At 59.2% G+C, this 3793-nt stretch carries 3 protein-coding genes; all 3 read right to left on the reverse strand.

Going from position 1 to position 3793, the window contains the following annotated elements; all coding sequences use genetic code 11:
- Nucleotides 1–555: 555 nt before the first annotated feature.
- Nucleotides 556–693: a nucleotidyl transferase AbiEii/AbiGii toxin family protein gene (locus tag I6F33_RS38765; RefSeq protein ID WP_225145770.1), complete on the reverse strand. Its 138-nt coding sequence runs from the start codon at nucleotides 691–693 to the stop codon at nucleotides 556–558.
- Between the two features lie 723 nt (nucleotides 694–1416).
- A complete protein-coding gene (nopM, locus tag I6F33_RS37680; RefSeq protein ID WP_225145771.1) occupies nucleotides 1417–3156 on the reverse strand; it encodes a T3SS effector NEL-type E3 ubiquitin ligase NopM in 1740 nt (579 codons plus the stop codon).
- 538 nt (nucleotides 3157–3694) lie between these two features.
- A partial coding sequence (locus tag I6F33_RS38585; protein ID WP_346656715.1) for an IS3 family transposase occupies nucleotides 3695–3793 on the reverse strand: 99 nt, incomplete at its 5' end.

Genomic DNA, 3793 nt, shown 5'->3' on the forward strand with positions numbered 1-3793 from the left:
GCCCCGCCCGCCCCTGCAGCGCGGCGTACTCCCGCATCCAGGCTCCTGAATCGAAGAATGGGTCAACCGGATCCATCCTGCTCTCCTCATGTTTGTATCGACTCTGCAGCAATCCATACGACCTGGATTACGGCGAGATAGCAGCTCGTTCAGATTCTCGATTGTTGTAGCCGCAACCTTTCAAAAAGCTGACGAGATCAGGATATTGCTGCGCGCGAGACCGGCGTCGCATCGGCGCCCGCCTGACGACGGACGGGGTCGTTCCAATTTTGCCGCACCTCTTCGCCGGTCTCGTGTTCGAGCCGACGAAATTGGTCGCCGGTGGATCGCCGAATTCAAGCATCACGGCGGGACTCACATAGGTGCTACCAGTCTCAATGGATCATACGTGACGAGCATCTTGTCGTCCTTGGCATCATTTTTGATAGTGAGCTTGTCCTGTTGTAGGCGTTCATTGATGACGCACAACGTCTTTTCCCCGACGCAGACCGGGAGGCGTTCTCGTGCCTTGGAGTTCCATTTTTGCTTTCACTGCAGTTCTGAGGGACCGAATTGTCATCGATTGTGTTTCGCCAGGTTCGGAGCTGTTGCTCGAATGCCGTATGTGAGATCCACGTCGTCCGGGAACCGGCGAACTGCGCCGTAAGCCTTGGAAAGGGACGTTCCGCCCTTGAAGACGAGATTCTCGCCCAGTGGCCACCAGCGCGTTCAGGCGTCAACGATCCAAACTTTTTTTTCGGGAAGATGTGCAGGCCGTCCTGAGTTCGCAGCAGTAACGGTGAGCGCTTCTCGGGCTCGGATAGGTTTAAAGTTTATCCAGCACGCAGTTTGCTTACGGGCCTCGCAAGCCGAGTTGGCAATGAAGATCCGGCAGACTTCGATTCGATCACTTCAATCGGGCTTCGTCTTTGACTGAGGGACCAAAAGGTTTCTCGTGCAGTCTCGGGATCGCCGCGCTCGAGCGCGCGCACGACCTCACCGGCACGACGGCTTGCCATCGTAAGCTGCCAACGCGGTGCATGCTTGAACTAGAAAACTTGCTTGCCACGATGGAGCTCGCGGGAAGCCCCCGAAGTCAAATAAACCTGCCGAACAGTCAGCTACCTCGTCAAACCGAGTTGGTTGGCTGAGCCAGCGCCTGCGCAACCAATAATTTCACCGCTGCGCGCCTTGGTCTCCTGAACAACTTTTCGACCGACTGAGCTCTCATCCCGAAGCGGCTTTCGACGCGACGCAAATGCGCGTCGCCTCGCGCGCGGGAACTTTCGTCGCTCGGCAAGACCGAAAGGCCCTGATCGACGGCAGCGCACTTGCCAAGGTGCAAAAGCACCTTGGCAGCGATGAGTGAGGCTTCACTATCGATCTTTACGTATCGCCCGCAGAGCAATGAAATATCTCTGCGGCGGTTTGGGAGCCTCATAGTTTCAGGCCGCGCTCTGCGAGCACACGGTGCATGACCTCGCCTTTGATCTCGCCAGCGATCTCCTTTCGGACTTGGGCGCCGAGAACCCGCTCGGCATCCGGATCGCCCAGAAGACTACGCTCGGCCAGTCGCTGATCCAAGCGGGTTTGAAACTCCTCGCCCATGGCTTCGACGAGCCGGTCTCGCATCGCGGCATATTCGTCCGGAGCGATGCGCCTCAGCACCGTCTCCCAGGGTTGCCAGCGGCTTGCCATGTAGTCGGTGAACTGGCTTGCTTCCCGCCCCCGGACCAGGTTGAGCGCCTCCGTCGCATCATCATCGCTTACGTGAGAGACCGCCAGGAAGCGCATGTCAGGGGCGACATGACTGAGCTCCAGTGGCTCGCGCAGCCGATGTTGATAGGCCAGGTAGACTTCGATGTCGTCTACGTTCGGGTTGCCGTTGGCGAGCGAGTTGACCCTGTCGCGCGCGATCTCGTCCAACGCCTCCAAGCGGAAGGCGACACGGCCGCGCTGGATCAGATCGCCAAGCCGATCGTCATATACCCCGTCCTCGACGTCAGCGTTGAGGCGCGCGGTCTGCATACCATTCCAGTGCAAGGTGACACGATCCTCGCAGCTCGCGTTGGCCTCGGAAGCCTGCGCAAAGAACTGCTCGCGCAATGTCGGATTGGCGGCCGCCTGCCGCAGATCATCAGCCACTGCCTGCCGAAACCCGTCATTGCCGTAGTTCACAGTGGCTCGCAGGCTCTCCAGGAACTGTGCGTAGTCTTGGGCGCTGGGCTCATCCGCAAAGTGCTGCCATTCGCCCAGCGCGGCCGGGTCGTCTGCGAGCCAGTGTGCGGCAGCCTCATGCAGGGATTGCTGCGCAAGCTGCGGTGGCGCTTCAGGCGCCAGAGCGAGAACATCGTCCGGCAGCGGGTTATCCCAGAAGTCGAGGCTCTCCAGATGCGGGTAGTAGAGGCTATTATGCGGTACACGAGCTTCTAGAACACCTTCAGGCAGGTTGGTCAGCCGGTTACCGCTGACATTGAGTGATTGGAGCGTGCTCGGAAGAGGGTCGGGGAGGTTGGTCAATTGATTGCCGCTGACATTGAGTTCAATGAGCCACGAGGGGAGGGACTCGGGGATGTCGGTCAGCTGATTGCCACTGACCGCAAGCGCGGTGAGCCCGCTCGGGAGAGCGTCCGGTAAGCTGGTTAGCCGGTTGTCGTTTGCGTTCAGGATCTGCAGTCCGGCCGGGAGGTTTGCCGGCAGACTGGTCAACCTGTTATCAGCGACCTCCAGCTCAGAGAGGGTTGCCGGAAGATCGTCCGGCAAACTGGTCAAGCGATTATGGCTAATGAGAAGATGCTGGAGACCGGGTGGGAATATAGCGGGCAGGCTGCTTAGCTCGTTGTGCCTGGCGCGCAGTTCCAGCAATCTTGGCGGCAGTGCGGCGGGCAGAGCGGTCAGCGAGAGGGAGGACAAATCGAGCGAGTGCGAACCTGTGTTATCCGAATTCCTGATTCGTCTGCGCCCCTGTCGCCTATTCTCGGCTTCGCCCTGCCCCTCTTCGGCAACCCAATTGTCCAGGATCTGCGCGCGCGCGGAGGCTGGGGTCCGATACCCTGTCAAGGTTTCGACCAAATTCGCCACGGCACGATTGAAGCCGCCGACGTAGCTTTCCTGGTCCGCGTCTTCAGAAGGCGCGGAGGAAGAAGCTGCACTCCACTGCGCCTGTCCGGTGTTCATCAATTTCTCCATTGTCAGAACAAGAATCCCCCGCTTCTCAAGCTCGCGAGGCAGGTGGTTGCGCAGCGCAATGGTCATTCGACCGCCCGTGCACGTGCTCTGCGGCTCCCGCCCGGCTTAAGTGGGTGCACGTTCACACGAGCCCGACCGCGGCAAATCGATCGATACTGCTGCGAGCTTGCTGCCTTTCGTTGACAGTTAAGTCCGGTAGGACAGTCAACGGGGTAGCGTAACGTTCTGCTGTTAGTAGGCCTACCTGTCGATCAGCTGACGAGTGCCGCTGCAGAACCTCAGAGTTGCTCAGTTCGCTCCTGATGAGCGAAGCAATCCAGCTTGCGGGTGAACCGGTCAAGCTTCGCAAAGACCAGCTCGACATCGACTGCCTAGGCATTTGAGAGGGGCGCCCTGAACGTGGTCGTTCGGACCGCCTGCCCCCTTGGTTTTCAGCTACTCGGCCGAAAAGGCTCCGCTGGCCGCCCTTGAGATAAAGCACCATCGCCGGCTCTGAGGTGATCTTCCCCCGAAAAAATGGACAGGGTTAAGCTGCTTTTAGCTCCATCTCGATCGGGCTGATATAGCCGATGGCGGAGTGACGACGCTTTCGATTGTAGAAGCCCTCGATGTAAGCAAAGATATC

Origin of the sequence: Bradyrhizobium sp. BRP20, from assembly GCF_020194215.1 — a bacterium.
Lineage (GTDB): Bacteria > Pseudomonadota > Alphaproteobacteria > Rhizobiales > Xanthobacteraceae > Bradyrhizobium > Bradyrhizobium yuanmingense.

Coding starts and splice junctions, on each gene's coding strand:
- nopM (WP_225145771.1), bottom strand. CDS start 3,156: ATGAACACCGGACAGGCGCAGTGGAGTGCAGCTTCTTCCTCCGCGCCT.